At 36.9% G+C, this 23,762-nt stretch carries 21 protein-coding genes and 2 tRNA genes; 9 read left to right on the forward strand and 14 right to left on the reverse strand.

Translation table 11 applies throughout. From position 1 onward, the window contains the following. Positions 1-124 precede the first annotated feature (124 nt). Positions 125-1,681, forward strand: a complete 1,557-nt coding sequence (locus L1275_RS08525) for an FMN-binding glutamate synthase family protein (protein ID WP_253471812.1) — start codon at positions 125-127, stop codon at positions 1,679-1,681. Positions 1,682-1,761: 80 nt separating this feature from the next. Here the strand turns inward: L1275_RS08525 and L1275_RS08530 are convergent, their stop codons facing one another. From L1275_RS08530 to L1275_RS08540, 3 genes are all read right to left on the reverse strand, one after another. Continuing rightward, on the reverse strand, positions 1,762-2,697 hold the full coding sequence (locus tag L1275_RS08530; protein WP_253471814.1) for a pyridoxal-phosphate dependent enzyme: 936 nt from the start codon (positions 2,695-2,697) through the stop codon (positions 1,762-1,764). Positions 2,698-2,980: 283 nt separating this feature from the next. After that, positions 2,981-3,913: a peptidylprolyl isomerase gene (locus L1275_RS08535; protein ID WP_253471816.1), complete on the reverse strand. Its 933-nt coding sequence runs from the start codon at positions 3,911-3,913 to the stop codon at positions 2,981-2,983. 74 nt (positions 3,914-3,987) lie between these two features. Further along, positions 3,988-5,145, reverse strand: coding sequence for an MFS transporter (locus L1275_RS08540; RefSeq protein WP_253471818.1), 1,158 nt, complete (start codon positions 5,143-5,145; stop codon positions 3,988-3,990). A gap of 104 nt (positions 5,146-5,249) precedes the next feature. On the opposite strand from L1275_RS08540, the gene L1275_RS08545 reads away from it, so the two are divergent. The 3 genes from L1275_RS08545 (at position 5,250) to rplS (ending at position 6,892) form a co-directional block, all read left to right on the forward strand. Beyond that, entirely contained in the window at positions 5,250-5,582 is a 333-nt protein-coding gene (locus tag L1275_RS08545; RefSeq protein ID WP_253471820.1) for a multidrug efflux SMR transporter, read from the forward strand. A 67-nt stretch (positions 5,583-5,649) separates the two neighbouring features. Further along, positions 5,650-6,327, forward strand: coding sequence for a tRNA (guanosine(37)-N1)-methyltransferase TrmD (gene trmD / locus L1275_RS08550; RefSeq protein WP_253471822.1), 678 nt, complete (start codon positions 5,650-5,652; stop codon positions 6,325-6,327). Between the two features lie 214 nt (positions 6,328-6,541). Next, positions 6,542-6,892 carry a 50S ribosomal protein L19 gene (gene rplS, locus L1275_RS08555; protein ID WP_219293224.1) on the forward strand — a complete coding sequence of 117 codons (351 nt, stop codon included), beginning with the start codon at positions 6,542-6,544 and terminating at the stop codon, positions 6,890-6,892. Positions 6,893-7,060: 168 nt separating this feature from the next. On the opposite strand, the gene L1275_RS08560 is transcribed toward rplS, so the two are convergent. From L1275_RS08560 to L1275_RS08575, 4 genes are all read right to left on the reverse strand, one after another. Then, the gene (locus tag L1275_RS08560) at positions 7,061-10,702 is read right to left on the reverse strand and encodes a M1 family aminopeptidase (protein WP_253471825.1); all 3,642 of its coding nucleotides are present in this window, start codon (positions 10,700-10,702) and stop codon (positions 7,061-7,063) included. 3 nt (positions 10,703-10,705) lie between these two features. After that, positions 10,706-11,578 (reverse strand): ABC transporter ATP-binding protein, encoded by an 873-nt coding sequence (locus L1275_RS08565; protein ID WP_253471827.1) that lies wholly within the window; start codon positions 11,576-11,578, stop codon positions 10,706-10,708. A gap of 183 nt (positions 11,579-11,761) precedes the next feature. Continuing rightward, complete coding sequence (locus L1275_RS08570; protein ID WP_253471829.1) at positions 11,762-12,802, reverse strand: PLP-dependent cysteine synthase family protein; 1,041 nt, start codon at positions 12,800-12,802, stop codon at positions 11,762-11,764. Positions 12,803-12,883: 81 nt separating this feature from the next. Next, positions 12,884-14,947, reverse strand: a complete 2,064-nt coding sequence (locus L1275_RS08575; RefSeq protein WP_253471831.1) for a S9 family peptidase — start codon at positions 14,945-14,947, stop codon at positions 12,884-12,886. Positions 14,948-15,082: 135 nt separating this feature from the next. On the opposite strand from L1275_RS08575, the gene L1275_RS08580 reads away from it, so the two are divergent. Continuing rightward, the gene (locus tag L1275_RS08580) at positions 15,083-15,406 is read left to right on the forward strand and encodes a YbaB/EbfC family nucleoid-associated protein (RefSeq protein WP_253471833.1); all 324 of its coding nucleotides are present in this window, start codon (positions 15,083-15,085) and stop codon (positions 15,404-15,406) included. Between the two features lie 41 nt (positions 15,407-15,447). Continuing rightward, entirely contained in the window at positions 15,448-16,179 is a 732-nt protein-coding gene (locus tag L1275_RS08585; protein WP_253471835.1) for a DUF4369 domain-containing protein, read from the forward strand. Positions 16,180-16,526: 347 nt separating this feature from the next. On the opposite strand, the gene L1275_RS08590 is transcribed toward L1275_RS08585, so the two are convergent. From L1275_RS08590 to idi, 6 genes are all read right to left on the reverse strand, one after another. Further along, positions 16,527-16,600 (reverse strand) — tRNA-Thr (locus tag L1275_RS08590). Between the two features lie 85 nt (positions 16,601-16,685). Next, positions 16,686-16,759 (reverse strand) — tRNA-Thr (locus tag L1275_RS08595). A gap of 79 nt (positions 16,760-16,838) precedes the next feature. Next, on the reverse strand, positions 16,839-17,105 hold the full coding sequence (locus L1275_RS08600; RefSeq protein WP_219293208.1) for a hypothetical protein: 267 nt from the start codon (positions 17,103-17,105) through the stop codon (positions 16,839-16,841). Between the two features lie 63 nt (positions 17,106-17,168). Next, positions 17,169-18,140, reverse strand: coding sequence for a type I phosphomannose isomerase catalytic subunit (locus tag L1275_RS08605; protein WP_253471837.1), 972 nt, complete (start codon positions 18,138-18,140; stop codon positions 17,169-17,171). 119 nt (positions 18,141-18,259) lie between these two features. Continuing rightward, positions 18,260-18,673 (reverse strand): 6-carboxytetrahydropterin synthase, encoded by a 414-nt coding sequence (locus L1275_RS08610; RefSeq protein WP_253471839.1) that lies wholly within the window; start codon positions 18,671-18,673, stop codon positions 18,260-18,262. 11 nt (positions 18,674-18,684) lie between these two features. Next, the gene (gene idi / locus L1275_RS08615) at positions 18,685-19,212 is read right to left on the reverse strand and encodes an isopentenyl-diphosphate Delta-isomerase (protein ID WP_253471841.1); all 528 of its coding nucleotides are present in this window, start codon (positions 19,210-19,212) and stop codon (positions 18,685-18,687) included. 193 nt (positions 19,213-19,405) lie between these two features. Here idi and L1275_RS08620 point away from each other — a divergent pair, with 193 nt between their 5' ends. Continuing rightward, positions 19,406-19,645 (forward strand): hypothetical protein, encoded by a 240-nt coding sequence (locus L1275_RS08620; protein WP_253471843.1) that lies wholly within the window; start codon positions 19,406-19,408, stop codon positions 19,643-19,645. A gap of 32 nt (positions 19,646-19,677) precedes the next feature. Here the strand turns inward: L1275_RS08620 and L1275_RS08625 are convergent, their stop codons facing one another. Further along, on the reverse strand, positions 19,678-21,873 hold the full coding sequence (locus L1275_RS08625) for an ATP-dependent DNA helicase RecQ (protein ID WP_253471845.1): 2,196 nt from the start codon (positions 21,871-21,873) through the stop codon (positions 19,678-19,680). An 88-nt stretch (positions 21,874-21,961) separates the two neighbouring features. Between L1275_RS08625 and L1275_RS08630 the strand changes: the two genes are divergently transcribed. Continuing rightward, positions 21,962-22,927: an SIS domain-containing protein gene (locus L1275_RS08630; RefSeq protein WP_253471848.1), complete on the forward strand. Its 966-nt coding sequence runs from the start codon at positions 21,962-21,964 to the stop codon at positions 22,925-22,927. Further along, positions 22,927-23,760 (forward strand): twin-arginine translocase subunit TatC, encoded by an 834-nt coding sequence (gene tatC, locus L1275_RS08635; RefSeq protein ID WP_253471850.1) that lies wholly within the window; start codon positions 22,927-22,929, stop codon positions 23,758-23,760. The genes L1275_RS08630 and tatC overlap by 1 nt, the downstream gene beginning before the upstream one ends. Positions 23,761-23,762: the final 2 nt, after the last annotated feature.

Consider the following 23,762-nt stretch of genomic DNA (forward strand, 5'->3'; position numbering starts at 1 on the left):
CTAAGGCTTTATCAGTAAAATGTAAAAATGTAGAATTTAATTTTACAAAATAAATAATAGAGTTAGTAATTAATAAATAAACGTTTTTTTTAAACAAAAATTAAACTGCATAAACATCCTCTTTATGTTACACAAAAAATTCTTAAATCGATTTTCACTGAGTCAAGTTATCTTGTCGTCGGTAGTACTTTATTTGCTTCTTGCAGCGTATTTTGTGATTTTTCAAGGTGCCAGCTATTTTCATTTAGTGTTACCTGTGATCTTGAACATAATCGCTTTTAATGACAATGCGCAAACCAAACACACGATTCGTAAAAACTATCCCATCGTAGGACGATTGAGATATTTATTCGAATCCATTCGACCAGAGATTAGACAGTACTTTATCGAAGGGGAATTAGATGGAAAGCCATTCAACAGAAGAGAGCGCTCTATCGTTTACCAAAGAGCAAAAAACGAAAAACAAACCGTTTCTTTTGGAATGCAAGATGATCCCAACCGTATCGGTTATGAATGGGCGTCACACTCTATTTACCCAAAGAAAGTAAACATCACTGACTTCCGTACTACTATCGGTAGCAAAGAATGTTTACAGCCTTACAGTGCTAGTATCTATAATATTAGTGCCATGAGTTATGGTGCTTTGAGCAAAAAAGCGATTACTTCTTTAAACGAAGGAGCTAAATTAGGAGGTTTTGCACACAATACTGGCGAGGGAGGTATCAGCGAATACCACCGTTCTGGAGGTGATTTGATCTGGCAAATTGGTACGGGATATTTCGGATGTAGAGATGAAAACGGATTCTTTTCAGAAGCCTTATTTGCAGAAAGATCTTCTTATCCTGAAGTAAAAATGATCGAATTAAAGCTTTCACAAGGAGCTAAACCGGGTCATGGTGGTTTGTTACCAGCAGAAAAAAACACGCCTGAGATTGCAAAAATTAGAAGTATCGTACCGTTTACAACTGTACACTCTCCTTCTTCTCACTCCGCTTTTTCAAATGCGACTGAATTGGTTTATTTCATTCAAAAACTACGTAAATTATCACTAGGTAAACCGGTAGGTTTTAAGATTTGTATCGGTCGTAGAGATGAATTTAAAGATATTATTAACGCTATGGTTACTACTGGTATCTATCCTGACTTTATCACCGTTGACGGGGCTGAAGGAGGTACTGGGGCTGCACCATTAGAATTTATTGATTATATGGGTATGGCCTTGTCAGATGCTTTGGTATTTGTCAATAGAACGCTAATCCAAAACAACATCAGACAAGAAATCAAATTATTGGCTTCTGGTAAAATCATTTCTGCCTTTGATATTGCTAAAGCAATGGCTTTAGGTGCAGACGCTTGTTATAGTGCCCGTGGAATGATGTTTGCCTTGGGTTGTATTCAAGCTTTACAATGTGACAGTGGACACTGCCCAGTTGGTATTGCTACTCAAGACGAGCAATTGTACAAAGCAATGGACATTACCGACAAAAGAGTTCGTGTAGCGAATTTCCATAAAAACACTATGAAAGCCTTTGGTGAATTCATCAGTGCTTGTGGTTATGAAAACGCCAGCGAAATCGACCCTAAGATCTTCCATAAAAGAGTCGAACACGGACTTAATAAAAGTTTTGCTGAAATGTATTTTAGTGACATCATTAAAAAACCAGCAAACCCAGTTATTTAAAACAAACAAAAAAGACCTTGAGAAATCAAGGTCTTTTTTTTGTAGCGGATACGCGGATACGTTAATAGGCGGATAGGCTATTAGAAAAATGGTAAATTGTCCAAATCTACATTACCTCCCGATATGATAATTCCTATTTTTTTTGCTTCATAACTCTCGCGTTCCTTGATCAATGCCGCTAGCGCAACGGCACTTGAAGGCTCAACGATGATCTTCATACGTTCCCAAATCAGTCGCATCGCACATATAATCTCATTCTCTTTGACTCTTATAATTCTCGAAACGTGTTTTTGAATAATCGGAAAATTGAGATCTCCCAATTCTGTCCTTAATCCATCTGCCACGGTTTCGGTAGTTTTATTTGACTTGATTTCACCGCTGTGAAACGAGCGATAAGCATCGTCTGCTTCCAAAGGTTCGCCTGCAACAACGGGACAGTTGATTCCAAAATAATGGGCCGCTAAAGCAGTCCCTGCTAGGAGACCACCACCACCAACAGGCGCAAAGATATAATCCAAATCGGGATGTGCCTGCAACAATTCCAAAGCCGCTGTTCCCTGACCTAAAATCACTTGTTGATTGTTGGATGGGTGAATAAACGTAGCTCCATATTTAAGGACGACCTCTTTGGCCATACGCTCCCTTGCCTCTAAAGTAGGTGCGCATTCGAGTATGTGACCATTATAACCGAGCACAGCATTACGTTTGACATTTGCAACAGTATTCGGCATTACGATATAGGCTTTAACCCCCAAACTCTGTGCTGCTAAGGCCAAAGCCTGAGCAAAGTTACCCGACGAATGTGTTACTACGCCACGGCTTCTCTGCTCGTCGGTCAACTGCATAATAGCATTGACAGCGCCACGCATTTTAAATGCACCCATACGCTGAAAATTCTCACATTTAAAATACAACTTCGATCCCACCAATTTTTCAATCAATTGGGACGACATCACCGGGGTATTATGAATATAAGGCGCTATACGCTGCTGGCATTGAAGTAAATCTTCTTTCATACATTGAATACATTATGCTAAAAACCTTCTTTACAAGGCCATAGAATTTCGAGTTATTATCGAGTCAAATTTACTGTTTTTATTCTAACTTTTTCGGACTGCATTGGGGTACTACAATTAAAGGCAAATACGTCAAAAACAGACTACTCCCTGTCTATAAATAAAAAATGGTCCAAAACTCCTAACTAAACATCAAATACTCTACATACAGAGTATCCCTAAAAAAAAGGGCCGTCTTAAAAAGACAGCCCTAGATTATTATTAACCGTTTTAAACGGAAGTCTTATTTGACATCCATTAATTCTACGTCAAAGATCAAAGTTGCGTTTGGAGGAATCACTCCACCAGCTCCATTTGCTCCATAACCCAAATAAGATGGTATCACAAAACGCGCTTTGTCACCTACTTGCAACAAGGCAATACCTTCATCCCATCCTTCGATAACGTGCCCCATTCCCAAAGGAAATTCGATTGGTTTTTTACGGCTGTATGAGTTGTCAAATTCTTTTCCATTTTCCAATGATCCCTTATAGTGAACAGCAACAGTTTTACCTTTTACAGCTTGTTTACCATCCCCTTTTACAATCATTTTATATCTTAATCCACTTTCAGTTTTGTCGAATCCAGCAGCGATACTTTCTAAAGAAGCCTCTGCTTTTTTACGTTCTTCCAAAGCTTTTTTCTCTCTTGAACCTTCAAAAGTGCGAAATGCCTCAACAGCATTCCATTTTTTAGCCTCATCACCCACTTTGATGATTTCAACAGACTCGATTAAATCTCCTTGTGCAATAGCATCAACTACATCTTGTCCTTCTACAACATGACCAAAAACAGTATGTTTACCGTCTAACCAAGGTGTAGCAATATGAGTGATAAAAAACTGAGAACCGTTTGTTCCTGCACCAGCATTAGCCATTGAAAGTACTCCAGGAGCATCATGGTTTAACTCTGGATGAAACTCATCGTCAAATTGGTAACCAGGACCCCCTGTTCCCGTTCCTTGAGGACAACCTCCTTGAACCATAAAATCAGGAATTACTCGATGAAATTTTAATCCATCATAATACGGTTTCCCCATTGGTATGGCCTTATTTTCTAAATTTCCTTCCGCTAGAGCCACAAAGTTCCCTACAGTTCCAGGTGTTTTATCATAAGTTAGTTTAACTAATACTGCTCCTTTTGAGGTATTGAATTTTGCGTAAATTCCGTCTTGCATGTTTGTCAATTTTAATTATAGATTTTACAAATATAAGCACAATCGCAAATATAAACTGATAAAGAATTTATAAGTTATTTCTTTTTTGCGCTTTTTATATAAATCCCCAAGGCTATGAACCCAAGAAAAATGGCTCCTAAGCTTACCCCATCCCAGCCAAAGTATTTCCATAAATACAATCCAAAGGCAGAACCTACGGCTGTTCCCAAAAAACTAAAAGCCATAAAAACGGTATTGAGCCTATTTCTAGCCTCAGGCAATAAAGCGTAAATTCTAGTCTGATTAGAGACGTGAATAGTCTGTAAGCCTAAGTCTATAAGAATAATTCCAATAATTAATCCCACCACGGAGGTTGATGAAAAATAGAAAACCACAAAACTGGCTATCATCATCAGTAATCCCAGTCCAATAATCTTACGAGAATCACCGCGATCACCCAATTTTCCAACCAAAGGAGCTGCAAACGCTCCACAAGCACCAACTAGACCAAATAATCCAATCGTTGCACTATTATATTCAAACGGCTCTTGTGACAGCAATAAAACCATCGTGGTCCAGAAAGCACCAAATTGCGCAAATGATAGACTATTAAGCCAAGTGGCTTCACGTAGAACAGGCTGTTCTTTGATTAAAACGAATAAAGAGCGATACAACTGTTTATATGTACCTTTAAACTGCGCGCTATTGATCGGAAAGCTTTTTTGAATGATCAAAGCCAATAAAAAACAAACCACAGCGGCAATCCAAAACATACCGCGCCATCCAAGCCAAATTCCAACAAATCCGCTTACGGTTCTCGAGACTAAGATTCCAATTAACAAACCACTCATCACCGTTCCTATAACACGACCGCGCTGTTCTACAGACGACAAACTCGCTGCCATAGGCAATATCAATTGAGGTACTATAGACGCAATACCAATTAATAAACTAGCCAATTGCAGCATCAAGAAATTCTGCGAAACTGCCGCAATAACCAAGGCGATACTCGCACATAAGGTCGTGATGCTAATCTGTTTTTTTCGCTCTAATTTATCACCTAGTGGAACCATAAAAAACAGTCCCAAAGCATAACCAGCCTGAGTTAAATAGGTAATTGTACCCGCCTTAGCCTCGTCAATTTGGAATTCATTAGCAATTAATACGATTAAGGGTTGACAATAATATAAATTGGCCACGACTAAACCGGTAGCCGCTGCCATAAATAACACTTTTGATTTGGATAAATTCATGCGGCAAAATTATTTCTTTTACCGCTATTTTACGCCCAAAATCGATAATTTCTTCCATTCCTTTTTCGTTAAATAAAATTGTAATTTTGCTCGAAACTCCACTAATGAAAAATCTCATCTTCCTATTTATAGCCATCATCTTAGAAACCATTGCCACCAGTTGCTTGAAAGCCAGCGATAGTTTTACCAAATTAATTCCCTCTATATTGACCATCATTGGTTATGCTGGAGCCTTTTATTGCCTAAGTTTAACCATGCGAACGATTCCTTTAGGAATTGCTTACGCCTTGTGGTCGGGTATTGGTATCGTATTGATTACAGCGGTTGGATTCTTTCTATTTAAACAAAAATTAGATACCCCTGCCTTAATCGGAATCGGGTTAATCGTCTTAGGAGTACTTGTTATTCAATTGTTTTCTAAAACCGCATCCCATTAAAGCTTTTAGCAAGACCGTTGCATCCTAACAGAAAGGATCGTAAATTTGTGCAAATAATTTTCCACTTATGCGTATTGATATCATCACTGTATTGCCGAATTTGATTCAAAGTCCTTTCGAAGCCTCTATTTTAAAACGAGCTATTGACAAGGGTTTGGTTGAAATCAACTTTCACAACTTAAGGGATTACAGCACCAACAAACACAAGAATGTTGATGATTATCAATTTGGTGGTGGTGCTGGTATGGTCATGAGTATTGAACCCATAGACAAGTGTATCTCCGGATTACTTGCCGAACGCGAATACGACGAGGTTATTTATATGACTCCAGATGGAGAAACCCTTAATCAGTCGATGGCCAACAGTATGTCGTTATTAAACAACATCATCATTCTATGCGGTCATTATAAAGGAGTGGATCAACGGGTTCGCGATCAATTTATCACTCGCGAAATCTCTATAGGAGATTACGTATTATCTGGCGGAGAATTGGGAGCAGCAGTATTATGCGATTCCATTATCCGTTTAATTCCCGGTGTTTTGAGTAACGAAACTTCCGCACTAACCGATAGTTTTCAAGATAATTTACTAGCTCCACCTATATATACACGACCAGCGGAATACAAAGGATGGCGCGTGCCCGATATTCTATTAAGCGGAAATTTTCCCGAAATTGAAAAATGGCGCGAACAAAAAGCCTATGAGCATACTTTAAATAGACGACCGGATTTACTTGAAGAATAGGTTTTTTGTAGGTTGATACGCAAATACGCAAATACGCAGATACGCTGATACGCATATGGGCGTATAGACGAATGGGCGTATAGGCATATAGACAAAAAAGCCTTTTCCTAGTCTTTAATAAAATAATTTATTATATTTGCACCCACTTTAGCCCAACCTCTAGCGAAAACCGTATATGTTGTTCTGAATTAACAATTGCTAATAAAATTAAATCATGGCAGATTTATTAAAATTCGTTCAAGACGAGTTTGTAACTAAAAAAGATTTCCCTGAATTCGGTGCAGGAGATACAATCACTGTATACTACGAAATTAAAGAGGGTGAAAAAACAAGAACACAGTTCTTCAAAGGTGTAGTTATCCAAAGAAGAGGTACTGGAATGACTGAAACTTTCACAATCAGAAAAATGTCTGGTGCAGTTGGAGTTGAGCGTATTTTCCCGGTAAACATGCCTGCTTTACAAAAAGTAGAAGTTAACCAAAGAGGTAAAGTTCGTAGAGCTCGTATTTTCTACTTCAGAGAACTTACTGGTAAAAAAGCAAAAATCAAAGAGAGAAGAAGATAATCTCCTTTCTGAGAATTATAAAAAACACTGTTTCACAAGAACAGTGTTTTTTTTGTGTCTGAAAGTTCGATAATCGCAAGTCGAATCACGAGTTACGAGTTACGAGTTACAAACAAAAAAACTGCACCCTTTCAGATGCAGTTAGCTTTAAACCAAAATTAATCCGGTTTAAATTTTCATTCGGTTATCGCTTGACTTGGTATCAATCAGTTTATTATACGGATCAACCCCGACTTCTGACGGTTTTGAATCGACTACTATGGTAAATTTATTGTCGATTTGATTGATCTTTCTTTTCTCTAAATACAAAACCTTTTCTTTTTTGGTCTTCTCATCTTGTGCAAAAACACCAATTTCAATATAATCTTGTAAGGGTAAAGAATATATACTTTCATCTTTACTCGTTTTCAAGCTAAGTGTTTTCCCTCTTGCATCTTTAAAAATTCGCGTACCTTGATCATCAGAACGGTATTTGGCGACCTGTACTTCAAAAGTCACTTCGAACTTCCCATTTTTTAATGGCTCACTAGAAACTTTAACCACCTTATTATCATATAATGTAATGGTTTCAAACATATCGGGAATCAAATACTTTAAAGAATCTGGCGTAGCTTGATTTAAGTTATCGACCAATTCCGATGCAATCGTATATGGCGGCTCTTGAAAAGCCACTTTTTGAACATATTTCTTTAAAGCATCATTCATGTTCTTCTCACCGATGTAATCGCTTAAAGCATATAAAACCAAAGACCCTTTGTTGTAATGAATATATTGTTGGTTTTCATTATACATTAACGGTTGTTCTTTTTTACGCTCCCTACCGCGTCCACTTAAATAACTATCCAAAGCGTCTTTTAAAAATTTACGCATTTGCGGTTTACCATATTCGTGTTCCAATACTTTTAACGCACTGTACTCTGACAAACTTTCCGACAATAATGTTGCCCCTTGAACATTGGCACCAATCACTTGATGTGCCCACCATTGATGCGCCACTTCATGAGCGACAACGCTAAACGGATAGTCAACTGCATCTTCGTCATTTTCGTCAATTTTAGCAATAAAACCAATGGCCTCAGAAAACGGAATGGTATTGGCAAAAGATTGCGCAAAGGTTCCCATACTGTTTGGAAATTCAATAATTCGAACTTGTTTATGCTGATAGGGACTGTAATTATCAGAATAATAGGTCAAGGATTTTTTCGTAGCCTCGATCATGCGATCCAAATTATACTCGTGCCCCTTGTGGTAATAAATCTCAATATTTACATCGTTCCAGCGGTCTTTTACAACCTCAAAACGCGCTGAATTAAAAGCGTAAAAATTCAACATCTTTTGATCCATCTTATAATGGAAGTAACGACGTCCGTTTGCAGTCCATTCCTTTTGCAAGTATCCTGGAGCAATCGCAATTTGATCAGGGCTTGTACTCACCGTAGTTTCAAACTGAATCCAATCGGAATCAGACGAGATATAGGTATTCTGTCTGGCTACTAAATCCGTCTGCAAGGCCATACGGTCTTTGGGGCCTAAGCCATATTTTTTCCGCACTTCATTGTCTTCCAATTCACCGGCATCACTATATCCCAAACTCGGAAAAATACTATTATTGATAAAGGTTCCATTTTCTAAAACCGGAGAATGAGCTGTCAACAAAGTATTGGGCTTGTTTTGCAGCGTAAATTTCACCACCATAGAATCGCCAGGACCCAACGGTTTTTTCAATTGATAAATATCGAAATGAAATACGGTGTCTTTTGACAAAAGCACTGTCGGTGTTCCAAATTCTAAACTTAACGGATAATCATTATAATTAATCAACAAAGAGTCGATAATCTTTGCCGTTTTATTGACCAAGGTATATGTACCCTGAACTTTGAAATCACGTGTTTCGGGAAACAAGTCCATATCGATTTTTACATCGGTAATACGAGGTTGTGCCTGATGTTCGTATTTTTTGTATTTCTTTTCCCATTCGGCACTTTGTTTTTCTCCTTCTTGTGAAGATACATATACATTTTTAACGGTATCTTCATAGTAAATCACACTTCCGATAGTAATAAAAACCACTAAAGCTAATAACATCGGAATCAACACAATAGCTTGCGCTCTTTTTTTACCCCAAAAGAAACGCTCCTTCATCGAAGCTGGTAATCCTCGTCTCCAAAACAATAAGGATACTCCAAAAAACACCATGGCCAATATTGCCCAATACAAGGCGTAAATATAATACCTACTCAATTTAGCACCGTATCCATTCATATCAGAATAACTGTAAAAAGAAGCTCTGTTTAAATAAAAAATATCTTGTTCTACACCTATTTTGGACAAAAACGGAATACCAATTAACAAAGCCAATAAGGTAAAGAAACCCAATAGATAATTTTTAAAAAGTGTCTGTACCAATAACGCGCTAACTGCCCAAATAGCATAACGCACTAAATTGATTCCATACAATTCAAAGAAATAATGTGCCAACTCAAATTTGTAATAACCGTGGTAGGCTTGTATAGCAATACCCGAAATCACAACGACCAGCACCAATACCATTTGCATCTTTATCAAAGCTATCAGTTTCGAAAACAGCATAACCCAATTCGGTACTGGCGTGACATCAATCAACAAATTCATTTTAGACAAAGGACCTCTTTGCACCAACAGTCCCGCAAATAAAAAAGTTAAAAACAAGATAAAAAAACCAAAGGTGTCTCCTTGAATCATCAATACTTTCCATGTCACAGGATAGGTATTGGTCCCGAAAATTTGCCCCATCGAAATCGAAGAAATCAACATAAAAGTCAATCCAACAAACAAGACACTAATAAAGACCCAGTTTTTTACTATAAACTTAAACTCGAGATTAGAGAAGCTCCAAGCATTTTTTAAATTTTGAGTCCAACTAAAGTTATAATGTACTTTAGGCAATTCAATTTTGGTGATGCTACCAAAATTATTCTTAGTCAACCTTTGTCCTTTTTTCTTTCTTTCAAAACTGATTCCCTGTTGGGTAAATTCAAATTTTAGATATAAAAAAATCAAAATCAATACGGCGATACCAAACCAAATTAAACGGTTGTATATCATGGCCCCTTCAAAAGGTATACTCTTCACATTTTGTTCGGCCACCGTCCAATATTTAGTATAATAATGCAAGGCTTCGTCTCCAAATGGATCTAGTAGTGCTGCGAGATACTGATTGTCCATATCTGCTGTAAGAGTACTTAAAACCCCTTGAATCACCAATAAGAATATAATGGAAATAAAACCAACATATACGTTTCTAGTCAAGGTAACAATCGCAAAAACAATGGCTCCAATAAACATTAAATTGGGTATTACCAACAATACAAATGGCTGTATATAGGCCATTAAATTAAATGGACCCAATAGTTGTTGATTTGCAAAAGGTAAAAGTGTAGCGACAAAAATCCCCAAACCAATACTCAATGCAACCAGAATGGTAATCACTAAAGAACTCAAAAACTTTCCAAATAAGTAGGCCGGTTTTGAAAACGGGTAGGAAAATAGGATGTTGTGAACCTGATATTTAAAATCTCTATAAACAGACGCCCCAACTATAGTCGGTAACAAAAAATAGGTCAGTATGGTTAATCCATTTATAATTGCACTTAAAGCCAACGGAGAATTGGAATAAGCATTTGATGCAACCGTAACGGAAACACTATCAAATACACCAATGGAACTAGCCATGACTAAAAAACCTATTAAAAAAAAGCAGAGTCCATAAACATAGAACATCGGGTTTTTAAGCCATCTTTTAAACTCAAAAGAAAATATAGTAGCAAACATGGATTAATCTTTTTTAAGTGCAACAAAATAAACATCCTCCAGTTGCGGTTTTGCAGCTTCAAAACTGCTATCCGGTTGTTCTGAACTACAAATTCTGACCGTTAATTTATTTTCTTGGTTATATTTAGAGGATAAAACCTGATACTTTGCTTCGGCGGCTTCGAGTTCTTCCCGTTCAATTACCTTGCTCCAAATTTTTCCTTCCAATTGAGCTTCCGCCTGTTTAGGAGTGCTTCTTTGTAGAATCTTTCCGCCGTTTAGAATCGCCATTTCATGACACAATTCATTGACATCATCGACGATATGCGTAGAAAAGATCACCACATGGTTGGTACCGATTTCACGCAATACATTTAAAAATCGGTGACGCTCAGCTGGGTCAAGTCCTGCAGTTGGTTCATCTACAATAATCAATTTTGGATCGTTAAGCAATAACTGAGCTATTCCGAAACGTTGTTTCATTCCACCAGAATACCCACTAACGCTTTTGTAGCGCGCTTCCTCTAAATTCGTTATTTCCAAAACCTTGGATACTATAGCTTTGCGCTCCTGAGCATTTCCAATCCCTTTTAAGCGAGCAAAATAATCGAGTAAGCTCTCGGCCGACATATTGGGATAAACTCCAAAATCTTGCGGTAAATAACCCAAAACCTTCCTCAAGGCATCTTGATCTTGAAGCACATCAATTCCATCGAATTCAATACTGCCGGAATCCGGCTTTTGTAAAGTGGCGATGGTACGCATCAACGAAGACTTTCCTGCGCCATTTGGTCCTAAAAGGCCAAACATCCCAGTTCCGATTTCTAAATTAAGGTTATCTAATGCTTTGACACCGTTTTTATAAGTTTTACTAAGATTTTCTATTTTGAGTTTCATATTTATAGGTTGGTTGTGACGCGTTACTAAGGATTAGTACAAAGATTTTACACAATTACTATCTTTTATAAAAGATCCTTTAATAATTAGTAGCCTTTTATTTTTTTTGTTACAAAAAACCATAAAATAAAAAAAGAGGAAACAAAATGTTTCCTCTTTTTTACTTTTTATATCTTTTTGCGATTATTTGATATACTCGATCTTAAGTGCTTCTTCTCTATTAACATTATCGAAAAACCCTTGCTCAGTCATCCATTCGTCACTATAAACTTTACTCATATATCGCGATCCATGATCAGGAAAAATTAGAATAACATTACTGTTTTCGTCAAATTCACCTTCTTCTGCGAATTGTTTTACCGCTTGAAAAGCAGCACCAGAAGTGTAACCTACAAATAGACCTTCGGTTTTAGCTAACTCTCTTGCAGTATGCGCACTGTCTTCATCTGAAACTTTGATAAATTTATCGATCACCTCAAAATCAGTTGCTGTAGGAATTAAATTTTTTCCCAATCCCTCAATTCTATATGGATAAATCTCTTTTGGATCTAACTCCTTTGTCTCATGGTATTTTTTTAATACGGACCCGAAAGCATCCACACCCAAAATTCTGATATTAGGATTTTGCTCTTTTAAGAATTTAGCCGTACCGGAAATAGTTCCACCAGTACCTGAGCAAGCTACTAAATGCGTAATTAAACCGTTGGTTTGCTCCCAAATTTCAGGTCCGGTCGTTTTGTAATGTGCTTCAACGTTTAAATCGTTGAAATATTGATTGATGTAAACCGATCCTTTAGTTTCTTCATGCAAGCGCTTGGCTACACAGTAGTACGATCTCGGATCGTCAGCTGCAACATGGGCTGGGCAAACATATACCTTAGCTCCCATAGCTCTCAGCATGTCTATTTTATCTGCAGAAGATTTGGAGGTAACTGCTAAAACACACTCATATCCTTTAATAATGCTCACCATTGCAATACTAAACCCTGTATTTCCCGAAGTGGTTTCGATGATGGTATCTCCCGGTTTTAATATTCCTTTTCTCTCTGCTTCTTCAATAATATGAAGCGCAATTCTATCTTTGGTGGAGTGCCCTGGATTAAAAGCTTCAACTTTAGCATAAAAATTACCTTTTAATCCTGTACTAATTCTATTTAACTTAACTAAAGGAGTGTTTCCTATTAGCTCTAATAGATTATCACAGGCTTTTATCTCTTCTTTCATAAGTATTATTTTAATTAAGGCTCCTAACTTGGTTTAATTATTGACCTTTAAAACATTGCAAATTTAATAAAAAAAACCGAACTACTTTTTGATTCCTTCTAAATCTAATAAAAAAGCATATTCTTTAGCGACTTCTTTGATCGCTTCAAATCGACCAGAAGCTCCTCCGTGTCCGGCTTCCATATTGGTATCCAAAAGCAATAAATTCTGATCCGTTTTTAGGACGCGCAATTTTGCTACCCATTTAGCTGGTTCCCAATACTGTACCTGCGAATCATGAAACCCTGTTGAAACATACATATTTGGATAGTCTTGAACGCGCACATTATCGTAGGGAGAATACTGCATCATATAGTCGTAATATTCCTTTTCATTGGGATTACCCCATTCATCATATTCCCCAGTGGTCAACGGTATGGAGTCGTCTAACATCGTAGTCACTACATCTACAAAAGGTACCTGAGCAATAATTCCGTTGTATAACTGTGGCGCCATATTTATGATGGCTCCCATTAATAAACCTCCTGCCGAGCCCCCTTCTGCATATAAATGTTTCGGTGCTGTATAATTTTGGTCAATTAAAAACTTCGAACAATCGATGAAGTCTGTAAAGGTATTGATCTTGGTCAACAGTTTTCCATCATCATACCACGCTCTACCCAAATCTTCTCCACCTCGAACATGCGCAATAGCATAAACAAAACCTCTATCCAATAAACTCAAGCGTATCGATGAGAAATAAGGCTCTATCATTGTACCGTAGGATCCGTAACCGTATAACAATAGCGGATTGCTACTATTTTGCTCAATTCCCTTTCTATAAACCATTGAAATCGGAATTAGCGTTCCATCTGCTGCAGGTGCCCATACCCTTTTTTCAATATAATTTTCTTTGTCAAATAGCCCACCCAGAACCTCTTGTTCCTTCTTAACTTCTTTTTCTTTCGTACGCATATTAAAATCAATCACAGAAATCGGTGTCGCTAGAGATTGATATCCATAACGTAAGATTTCAGTATCAAAATCAATATTCGTCCCCGTATAAGCCGTATAAGTTTCACTTTCAAAGGGTAAATAATACGCAGGTTCTGACGCTGACCAAGGTTGAATCTTTATTTTAGACAACCCATCCGAACGTTCAGAAATCACTAAATAATCTTTAAATATATCAATTCCTTCTAACAAAACGTCATCTCTATGCGGAATTAATTCCACCCAATGCGATTGTTGCGTTTCGAATTCTGGAGTAATCATCAATTTAAAATTCTCCGCATCATCCTTATTCGTTAAAACATAAAAACGCTCACCATAATGAGCAATGGAATATTCCAATCCCCTTTCACGCTCTTGAAAAACCTTAAACGAGCCATCTGGCTCATCTGCCTTAAGAATTTGAAACTCCGAAGTTAACGTACTCTCAGACTCTATAACAATATATTTTTTGGATTTTTCTTTATAAACTCCTATTGAAAACGTATTATCCTCTTCAAAGTACACCAATACATCTTCGGAATTCGGCGTACCCAATTTGTGTTTAAAAATTTTATCCGATCTCAAAGTCAACGCATCTTTTCGGGTATAAAACAAAGTTTTGTTATCATTAGCCCAGGTAGATCCACCGGTAGTGTTTTCGATTTTTGTATCGAGTATTTCTCCAGTCAATAAATTTTTTAACTGAATAGTATATTCCCGTCTAGAAACAGTGTCCACAGCAAAAGCTGCCCAGATATTATCATCTGAAATATTAATCCCTTTTAAATTAAAATATGTATGCCCTTCTGCTAATTCGTTACAATTGAATAGAATTTCTTCCTCAGCTGCCAAGGTTAATTTTTTTCTTGAATAAATAGGGTAATCTTGACCTTTCTCAAAACGTGTGATATAATAATACCCATTATATAAGTATGGTACAGAAGCATCATCTTCTTTTATTCTAGCTTTTATTTCGTCAAACAAAGATTTCTGCAAATCTTCCGTATGAGCTGTCATTTTTTGATAATATTCGTTTTCTTGATTTAGATAATCAATCACCTGAGTATCTTCTCTTTGATTCATCCAATAGTAATTATCTACCCGCAGCTGCTGATGTTTTTCCAAGTTCAATGGAATAATTGGAGCAATAGGTGCATCAATACTTTTATTCATTATATCTTTGTTTTTTAATCTCGTGCAAAAGTACCACAATTGCTTATTTTAAAAGACTGCTTTTGGAGATACTTTTTTCGATTTATAAAATGCAATTTAATAAATTTGTAAACACAATCACTAAAAAACAATATCATGTTTGGAGACCTAATGGGTATGATGGGAAAACTGAAAGAAGCCCAACGAAAAATTGAAGAAACCAAAAAACGTTTAGACCACGTTTTAGTAGACGAACAAAGTTCAGATGGACTCTTAAAAATAACCATCACAGCAAATCACACGATCAAATCGGTTCAAATTGACGATGCCCTACTTCAAGACAAAGAACAATTAGAGGATTATATGGTATTAACTCTAAATCGAGCTATTGCACGTGCAACAAAAATTAACGAAGCCGAAGTGGCTGCAACCGCACAAGATGGAATGCCAGACTTACCTGGTTTAGATCTATTTAAATAATTCACAAGCCAAAGAACTCTTAAGGTTAATAACAACTGCAAATGAAAAAAATACTTTTACTATCTATTCTTTCCTTATCCACCTTATTGGTTTCTTGTAATAAAGAAGCTCAGTCTGGAAACCTGACCATTTCAGGAAAGGTTGAAGGCCTAAAGCAAGGTACGCTTTATATTCAAAGAATCCAAGATACGACTATGGTTACCTTAGACAGTATCATCATCAAGGGAAACTCCGAATTTCAAACATCCCTTCAAATCGAAGATCCTGAAATGTTTTTCCTTTCCTTAAATCGCGGAACTACTGCATCACAAGACAATCAGTTGATGTTTTTTGCCGAACCCGGTAAAATCCATATCGAAACTTCACTAAAGAATTTTTATGCAGACGCTAAGATAAGTGGTTCAAAAAATCAAAACGTTTATGAAGATTATTTAAAAACACGTGCATTAATTACGGACAAACAAAACGAAATATTGATTGCTATTCTAAATGCTGAAAAAGAAGGTAAACTAGCACAAAAAGACAGCTTGTTAAATCTCTCAACCAAGATCAGTGGTAAAAGGTATTTAAATGCCGTAAATTTCGCCATTACACACGCGGATTCAGACGTAGCCTCTTATATAGCGCTTTCTGAAATCTATGATCGTCCAATAAAATACTTGGACACCATCCAAAACTCCTTAAAAGATGGTGCAGCAGATCGAAAATACGGTAAAGCATTAAAAGAATTTATCAAGGAACGCAAGGAAGGCGAAAAAGCAACGGACAACTAGTCGCCACTGCATACCTATTTAAACAAAAACAGCCTAAGTAATACTTAGGCTGTTTTTGTTTCCCCTTATACCAAATGATGTTGAGAAAAAAGCCTAAATCACTACTGCCCAAAAACAGTTGTTGCGTTTATCGCATAATAGACAAGTAACGAACGGCACTACTACCTCTATAACGACACTTCTTCAGATCATAAAAGCGCGTTTAACAACAGCATTCCATCAAACAGACCCTTGGTTTATAAAAACAAAAAAAGACGCTTAAAAGCGCCTTCTTCAAATGGTTTTCTTTTATATAAAACCGAACAGTATAAAAACAAAAAAACCACCTAAAAATAGATGGTTTTCTGAGCCGATAGAGGGACTCGAACCCACGACCTGCTGATTACAAATCAGCTGCTCTAGCCAGCTGAGCTACACCGGCGGCTTATTCTTTTTATGCTGTGCAAACTTATCACTTTATTTCTTAAAAAGCAAAACAAAAATCGTTAATTTTTAAGAACTTTTTGAGCCGATGGAGGGACTCGAACCCACGACCTGCTGATTACAAATCAGCTGCTCTAGCCAGCTGAGCTACACCGGCGACTCATTTGCGAGTGCAAAGATAAAATACATTTTGAATTTCGCAATATATTTTTTCTTTTTTTTAAGCCTTTTTGCGATTAAAGTGCGTTGATTTTCTCAACTAACTGACCTGCAGATTCTTCCAATTCAACATAAATTTGTTTGAAATGAGCTTTTTTATCTTCTACTTTTTTCGCGTTAACTTTAGCGATTAAAACGTCGAATTTTTGTAATGTTTCTTCGATCAAATCGTTTGTTTTCTCAGTTGGCGCTCCAACTGTAGCCATTTCATGAATATAAATCGCTTGAATAAGATCACCTAATACATAGTGAATATCTTTCTTTAAATTTTTTACGCTTGCCATTTTCTTATACTTTTTAAAAAATAATTGTTTGCAAAGTTACAACTTTAAATTCGATACTCATATTTAAGATATGAATATTTCCAGCAAAGATGCCTTTCCCTCTAATTTATAGTTTTTTAAAGCCGCTGGAATTAAAAAAGTATCTCCTTTCTTAAACTCAAAAGCCTGTTGCTCTTCGATCAAAACCGACATCCCCCCTTCGGTACACACGTATATATGAAAGCTATCTCCTTGTTTTTCAGCCTCAAAAATCCCATCTAATGGAATATAATTCACTCTAAAATAAGGACAATCCACAATCATATTTCCTTGATTGGGTTCTCGTTGATAAAACAGCTCTACCTGTCGCGGTCGATAATCTATGGCATCTAAAGCCAAATCGATATGCAATTCGCGCTCTTTACCTGTCGAATCCACGCGATCCCAGTCATAAACTCGATAAGTAATGTCGGATGTTTGTTGAATTTCTGCAAGTAAAACCCCTTTACCGATGGCGTGAATAGTACCCGTTTCGATAAAAAAGACATCCCCCACATTCACGGAAATCTCCTTTAATATAGAAGGTAAGGTTTTGTGCTCTAAATGATATAAATAATCCTCAGAACTCACCGGACCGTTAAACCCGACTACCACCCTAGATCCCTCATCTGCCTGCATCACATACCACATCTCTGTTTTACCGAATGACTGATGGCGCGCTTGGGCTAAATCGTCGTTCGGATGCAATTGTATCGACAAATCTTCTTTCGCGTCTAAAAATTTAAACAGCAACGGAAATTGTTTACCAAACTTCGCATAAATCTTAGTTCCCAAAACTTCTTCTGGAAATAAATCAATCAGCTTTTCAAGAGACATACCTTGGTAATTTCCATTAGAAATTTTACTTATTTCACCGGGAACCATAGATATCTCCCAACTCTCTCCGACATGCTCAGAATGAATCGTCTTACTTAATAATGTATTTAATTTGGTTCCGCCCCAAATCCTTTCTTTAAGAATGGGTTCAAAAACCAGGGGATATTTTAAAAAACTCATATACTTTTGACTCACTTAGTGGAAATAAACGAGTTGTTTAGTTTTGTTTATTTATTTGTTTTGTTTCGTTTAAAAAACGAAGGCGCAAGTTACTAATTTATCCAATAGGTAAAAGCATTTTATTGATCTCCTTTATAAGACACGAAATTTCTCGGTGTCTCATACAAAACCACCTCCAATTGCTTATCCAAATCTATTCTTCTACGAAGCTTGTCCCAGATCACCACAGCTATATGTTCGGCCGTTGGAATTAACTCCGCAAATTCAGCTACATCCAGATTTAGATTTTTATGATCAAAAGGCATTTCTACCTCTTCATAAATCAGATCCGATAATATTTTGAGATCCATTACATAACCGGTTTCAACGTCTACTTTACCCGTCACATGCACAATGACTTCATAATTATGTCCGTGAAAATTGACATTATTACACTTTCCAAATATTAATTCATTCTTTTCATCAGACCATTCTTTGCGATACAAACGATGTGCTGCATTAAAATGTGCTTTTCTGCTTATAGTAACTATCATGATATGGTGATTTATTTTTTTTGAGCTTCTAAAAAAGGATAAAACTTAGCGAATATAATTTTAAACCAAGCCGTATACAAATTTGGATTTTCTACCATATCCTTACTAACTTCTTCTAAGGACATCCATTTCCAAGCTTCAACTTCTTCTTTATTAATATACGGATTTTCATTGTAATATCCAATCATAACATGATCTAATTCATGCTCCGTCAAACCGTTGTCAAAGGGAGCTTTATAAATAAAAGAAAACAATTCTTTTAAAGAAACCGAAAAGCCCATTTCTTCGAGCAACCTTCGCTGTCCCGCTTCTATATTGTTTTCACCAGCCCGTTGATGACTACAACAACTATTCGTCCATAATAAAGGAGAATGGTATTTTGCAGCAGCTCGTTGTTGCAACATCAATTGATTTTGATCGTTTAAAATAAAAACTGAAAATGCGCGATGCAAAAGTCCTTTTTCATGCGCTTCCATTTTCCCCATCAAACCTTGCGGCTCATCTTTTTCGTTTACTAGGATTACTTGTTCTTCTTTCATGTTAAATTTATAGCTTGTCAAAAATACAAAAAAAGAACTGTTTAATCGAATCCCGAGACGCATTTTGATCTTTCATCATTTCAGCAACCAACTACCGCACAAATGCTCTTTTTAGCATTTTAATTACCCTTTTGAATTAAAATCCCCCCCTATTTAAAAGGGTATTTGTATTTTTGCCGTTAAAGCATCCATCATGAGTCGACAAATCAAATTAATCTGGGATTTTAAGGGTAGTGTCAGCCAACAAACCGCCTCACACCACTTAATTCACCTCAAAGAATATATTGCGATAGAAAAATTACCTATCGAAATCACCGGAACCGAAATCATTAGCGAATTTCACGCAACAGCCTTTATAGTGGTTAACGACGAGCAAATGATTGCGCTCAGAGATCGTTTAAAACCCCACAGAGGCGAATTGTACCAACCATAAAAAAACCACTCGAAAGTGGTTTTTTTTTATAATTAATTAGCTTCTTTACTAATGAATTTTATTCGCATCAATCGCAATTCCTCTGTATCGTAATTACCATCAAATTCTTCTAGTGCAATTTTCAAGGCATCGGTTTCAGAATCCATAAAATAATCATAGATTTCTTCTTGTTGGTCTTCATCTAAGGCATCATCGATCCAATAGTCGATATTCAACTTTGTTCCGGCATACACAATCTGCTCCATCTCCTTCAACAAGGTATTCATATCCAATCCCTTGGCTGCTGCAATATCATTTAAAGACAATTTGCGATCCACACTTTGAATAATAAATAATTTTAATGCAGAGTTGGCTCCAGTTGACTTCACAACCAAGTCGTCGGGACGAATAATTTCATTGTCCTCAACGTATTTCGATATAACATCGACAAAGTACTTTCCGTACTTCTTAGCCTTGCCTTCACTAACCCCATGAACATTACCCATTTCCTCAATGGTAATCGGATATTTCAAAGCCATGTCGTCCAAAGAAGGATCTTGAAAAACCACAAATGGTGGCACGCCTAGTTTCTTCGCAACTTTTTTACGCAAGTCCTTTAAAATTCCAGCAAGCACCTCGTCTGCAACATAGTTGGACTTTGAAGCAGCAATTTCAATTTCATCAAAAGCAATGCTGTATTCGTGATCTTCAGACATCATAAAGGATTCTGGCTTTTCAACAAAAGCCAATCCTTTAGCCGTTAATTTCAAAACGCCATAACTCTCAATATCTTTCGAAAGCAATCCAGCGACTAAAATTTGTCGCAGTAAAGCAGTCCAGTATTTTTCATCCTGAGGTAATCCCACTCCGAAAAAAGGCTGCATATCCGTTCTATGCGCCTTAATCAAGGCATTTACACGCCCGATTAAAGTAAATATAACTTCCTTTGTTTTATATAACTGTTTGGTATCTCTGACTATTTTAATCAGCGTTACCACTTGATCCATTGCCTCTGTTTTGTTTTTAGGATTGCGAACATTATCATCCATATCTGCGCCATCTCCGTCTACATCACTAAACTCTTCTCCAAAATAGTGCAACAAGAATTTTCTTCGAGACATCGACGTTTCCGCGTAAGCGACCACCTCTTGCAATAACGCAAAACCGATTTCTTGTTCTGCAACCGGTTTGCCAGACATGAACTTCTCTAATTTTTCGATATCCTTATACGAGTAATACGCCAAACAATGTCCCTCTCCTCCATCTCTACCCGCTCTACCAGTTTCTTGATAATAACTTTCAAGAGATTTCGGAATATCGTGGTGAATTACAAATCGAACATCGGGTTTATCGATTCCCATACCGAAGGCGATAGTAGCCACGACCACATCAACATCCTCCATCAAAAACATATCTTGATGTTTGGCTCGCGTTTTGGCGTCTAATCCAGCATGGTAAGGAACCGTACTGATTCCATTGACCTGCAAAACATGGGCTATTTCCTCCACTTTTTTTCTACTCAAACAATAGATTACTCCTGACTTGCCCTTATGTTGCTTGATAAAACGAATGATATCAGATTCGATATTTTTAGTTTTAGTTCGCACTTCATAATAGAGATTCGGCCGATTGAAAGATGCTTTAAACACATTCGCATCGGGAATTTCCAAGTTTTTTAGTATATCTTCTTGAACTTTGGGTGTAGCTGTTGCTGTAAGTCCAATAATGGGAATGTCCCCCAATTGTCTTATGATGTTTCTTAGGTTTCTATACTCAGGGCGAAAGTCATGCCCCCATTCTGAAATACAGTGAGCTTCATCAATAGCGACAAATGACAACGGAACTTCTTGAAGAAAATTCACATATTCTTCTTTGGTCAAGGACTCAGGAGCCACATATAACAATTTGGTTACACCATTTTTGATATCGGCTTTTACTTGTGTGATTTCCGTTTTCGTCAAGGAGGAATTCAATACGTGGGCGATTCCGTATTCTGTCGATAAACTACGAATAGCATCGACCTGATTTTTCATTAACGCAATTAGTGGGGACACCACAATGGCAGTTCCACCTAACACTAAAGCAGGCAATTGGTAACACAAAGATTTACCGCCGCCCGTAGGCATAATCACGAAGGTGTTGTGACCGGTAATAATGCTTTTGACTACTTGTTCCTGGAGACCTTTGAACTGATTAAATCCAAAATAAGTCTTTAATTCCTTATGTAAGTCAATTTCGTCTGATTTCATTATTTTTTAATGGTATTTTACATAAATTTGCTGAACCTAAAGGTACAAAAAAAGTTTATACTATAAATAAAAATTAATACCCGAGATTTTGGACAAAAAAATAGACATCCTCCAGTCTGCAAAAGACACCTTACTATCTGAAAGCCAAAGTATTGCGAATTTAACTAATTATATAAATGACGATTTTAAGAATGCTGTAGAGGCCATTTTTAACTGCAAAGGCAGAGTTGTTGTTACAGGAATTGGCAAAAGTGCGTTAATTGGAACAAAAATTGTAGCGACATTTAACTCCACTGGAACCCCATCACTTTTTTTGCATGCTGCAGAAGCTGTTCATGGAGATTTAGGAGTAATTCAACCCCAGGATTGCATTATCTGCATTTCTAATAGCGGAAACAGCCCTGAGATCAAAGCGCTGATTCCGTACTTACTTCGATTTGGAAATACTTTAATTGGAATTACAGCAAATCCGGATTCTTTCTTGGGAAAACAATCGCATTTTGTTTTACGCGCTACAGTAGACAGGGAAGCGTGTCCAAACAACTTAGCGCCCATGAATAGCACCACAGCTCAATTGGTTCTAGGAGATGCTTTAGCCGTTTGTTTGATGCAATTAAGAGATTTTAAACCCGAAGATTTTGCCGTATACCACCCGGGTGGAGCATTGGGCAAAAAGCTACTGATGTTAGTCAAAGACCTGTTGGGCAAACACGAGAAACCACAAGTTAGCCCAAGCTCAAACATCAAGGATGTTATCGTTGAAATTTCTGAGAAAAGATTAGGCGTTACTGCCGTTGTCGAAAACGAAAAGATTGTTGGAATCATCACAGATGGAGATCTTAGAAGAATGCTACAGACTCAAAACGACCTGTCAAACATTCAAGCCAAAGACATCATGAGTCGCAATCCAAGAACGATTGATACTCAAGAAAGAGTCGAAAAGGCCCTATCCATGTTAGAAGATTATGCGATCACACAACTATTGGTTACCGACCAATCTAAATATGTCGGTATCATCCACTTACACGATATTTTAAAAGAAGGAATTGTATAATGACTAGACAAAAAAACAAAGAAAAGCAAATGTCTTTTCTCGACCACTTAGAAGAGTTAAGATGGCTTTTAATACGATCCTCTATTGCCATCTTAATTGGAGGAGCTGTAGCCTTCTTCTTTACCGATTTTATATTTGACACGATTATTTTCGGCCCAAAACGCGGTGATTTTATCACCTATCAATTTTTTTGTGATATTGCACAACGCTTTGACTTAGATAAGAGTTTTTGCAACCAAGAACTCCCGTTTGAAATTCAGAACAGAACTATGGAGGGGCAATTTTCTGTGATGTTGTGGACTTCAATTACGGCAGGATTCATTATTTCGTTTCCGTATTTACTATGGGAACTGTGGAAGTTTATCAGCCCAGCACTGTATAACAAAGAAAAGAGAAATGCGCGCGTTTTTATTTTTGTATCGTCGTTGCTTTTTTTCATAGGCGTATTATTTGGATACTATGTAATAACACCATTATCTATCAATTTCTTAGCGAATTTAGAAGTCAGCAATATCGTCAAAAATCAAATCGATTTGAATTCATATATCGGCTTAGTCAAAACCACCTCTTTAGCATGTGGACTTGTATTTGAATTGCCTATTATTATCTATTTCTTGTCGGTTCTAGACTTGGTTACCCCGCAATTTTTAAGAGAATATCGGAAGTACGCCATTGTATTAATCCTAATCATAGCAGCAGTAATTACTCCTCCGGATATTATTAGTCAAATAATCGTTTCTATTCCGTTGTTGATTCTCTATGAAATCAGTATTTTTATATCGAAGTTTGTACAAAGAAAACCGAAAGTAAAAAAAGACCTAACCCCTTCTTAAAA

It is taken from the genome of Flavobacterium sp. HSC-61S13 (genome assembly GCF_024171535.1).
Classification (GTDB): domain Bacteria; phylum Bacteroidota; class Bacteroidia; order Flavobacteriales; family Flavobacteriaceae; genus Flavobacterium.

What these genes read in the sequence shown, in the direction of transcription:
- L1275_RS08525 (WP_253471812.1), top strand. Translation starts at nt 125, where the DNA reads ATGTTACACAAAAAATTCTTAAATCGATTTTCACTGAGTCAAGTTATC.
- L1275_RS08530 (WP_253471814.1), bottom strand. Translation starts at nt 2,697, where the DNA reads ATGAAAGAAGATTTACTTCAATGCCAGCAGCGTATAGCGCCTTATATT.
- L1275_RS08535 (WP_253471816.1), bottom strand. Translation starts at nt 3,913, where the DNA reads ATGCAAGACGGAATTTACGCAAAATTCAATACCTCAAAAGGAGCAGTA.
- L1275_RS08540 (WP_253471818.1), bottom strand. Translation starts at nt 5,145, where the DNA reads ATGAATTTATCCAAATCAAAAGTGTTATTTATGGCAGCGGCTACCGGT.
- L1275_RS08545 (WP_253471820.1), top strand. Translation starts at nt 5,250, where the DNA reads ATGAAAAATCTCATCTTCCTATTTATAGCCATCATCTTAGAAACCATT.
- trmD (WP_253471822.1), top strand. Translation starts at nt 5,650, where the DNA reads ATGCGTATTGATATCATCACTGTATTGCCGAATTTGATTCAAAGTCCT.
- rplS (WP_219293224.1), top strand. Translation starts at nt 6,542, where the DNA reads ATGGCAGATTTATTAAAATTCGTTCAAGACGAGTTTGTAACTAAAAAA.
- L1275_RS08560 (WP_253471825.1), bottom strand. Translation starts at nt 10,702, where the DNA reads ATGTTTGCTACTATATTTTCTTTTGAGTTTAAAAGATGGCTTAAAAAC.
- L1275_RS08565 (WP_253471827.1), bottom strand. Translation starts at nt 11,578, where the DNA reads ATGAAACTCAAAATAGAAAATCTTAGTAAAACTTATAAAAACGGTGTC.
- L1275_RS08570 (WP_253471829.1), bottom strand. Translation starts at nt 12,802, where the DNA reads ATGAAAGAAGAGATAAAAGCCTGTGATAATCTATTAGAGCTAATAGGA.
- L1275_RS08575 (WP_253471831.1), bottom strand. Translation starts at nt 14,947, where the DNA reads ATGAATAAAAGTATTGATGCACCTATTGCTCCAATTATTCCATTGAAC.
- L1275_RS08580 (WP_253471833.1), top strand. Translation starts at nt 15,083, where the DNA reads ATGTTTGGAGACCTAATGGGTATGATGGGAAAACTGAAAGAAGCCCAA.
- L1275_RS08585 (WP_253471835.1), top strand. Translation starts at nt 15,448, where the DNA reads ATGAAAAAAATACTTTTACTATCTATTCTTTCCTTATCCACCTTATTG.
- L1275_RS08600 (WP_219293208.1), bottom strand. Translation starts at nt 17,105, where the DNA reads ATGGCAAGCGTAAAAAATTTAAAGAAAGATATTCACTATGTATTAGGT.
- L1275_RS08605 (WP_253471837.1), bottom strand. Translation starts at nt 18,140, where the DNA reads ATGAGTTTTTTAAAATATCCCCTGGTTTTTGAACCCATTCTTAAAGAA.
- L1275_RS08610 (WP_253471839.1), bottom strand. Translation starts at nt 18,673, where the DNA reads ATGATAGTTACTATAAGCAGAAAAGCACATTTTAATGCAGCACATCGT.
- idi (WP_253471841.1), bottom strand. Translation starts at nt 19,212, where the DNA reads ATGAAAGAAGAACAAGTAATCCTAGTAAACGAAAAAGATGAGCCGCAA.
- L1275_RS08620 (WP_253471843.1), top strand. Translation starts at nt 19,406, where the DNA reads ATGAGTCGACAAATCAAATTAATCTGGGATTTTAAGGGTAGTGTCAGC.
- L1275_RS08625 (WP_253471845.1), bottom strand. Translation starts at nt 21,873, where the DNA reads ATGAAATCAGACGAAATTGACTTACATAAGGAATTAAAGACTTATTTT.
- tatC (WP_253471850.1), top strand. Translation starts at nt 22,927, where the DNA reads ATGACTAGACAAAAAAACAAAGAAAAGCAAATGTCTTTTCTCGACCAC.